We start from the raw sequence: 815 nt of genomic DNA, 5'->3' as shown, positions 1-815 counted from the left end.
AAGATGATCTTTTCTATCGTGATGGTACACGTTTAGTGCCCACACCATTTGCATTGAATATTGGCCCGTCCATTCACGGTATTCTGTCTAGCATGAACGGCCTATTGCACCAAGGTTCATTCAACCCAGCTTATTATCAAGGTACGTTTTCTCTGTCGATGAGAGGCAGTTCTTTTGAGCTGTTTGCTCCCGTGTTAACGCGCATTTCTCAACAGTTGGGGAACAATGCTCACTTAAGCGTCCATGCAAAAGAAGAGATGAGTTTTGATTCACTAGTGAGAGGACAAGTCGATTTTTTGTTGCTGCCGCATGACATCAGCCAGCCGCCAACTCAAAATAAAGACTTGGTTTGGCAAACAATCTTGAAAGATGAAATGGTGTGTTTAATGGGCGAATCAAACCCGTTATCTAAAGCGCCCCTGTCGATTGAAGGTTATCTTTGCGCTCGCCACATCGGGATTCACGATAAAGATCTTTCTCAGCCTTACTTCGAGCAAAACCTTACTCAGCAGCATTCAAAGCGTAATATGGCGATGCGTGTGGCAGATTTCGGTTCGGCAGCCGTCATGTGCCATCATTCCGATTATCTATTTACGTGTTCAAAACTTTGGGCGGGAGTCGCGCATCAAGCGAAAGGTTTAGTGCAGCGCTCTTTACCGTTTGATTACGGGCAAGTGGCTTACAGCTTGGTGTGGAACAAAGCGAGTCTCAATGATCCTGCTCTGAGATGGCTACAACAACAGTTGCTTGATGCTTGTAAAGAGCTCGAAGGCTGCGATAAGTAAACCGCGCGCAATCCTAAGTGTGTAAAGATT

General features: G+C 45.6%; 1 protein-coding gene. It reads left to right on the top strand.

Going from position 1 to position 815, the window contains the following annotated elements:
- On the top strand, positions 1-785 hold a 785-nt coding region (locus tag R7Q09_RS24910; protein WP_318143793.1), incomplete at its 5' end, for a LysR substrate-binding domain-containing protein.
- Positions 786-815 lie beyond the last annotated feature (30 nt).

Source organism: Vibrio sp. 2130-1 (assembly GCF_033339515.1).
Note: the sequence above shows the minus strand (reverse complement) of the source record. Positions and strands in the feature narration are given on the sequence as shown.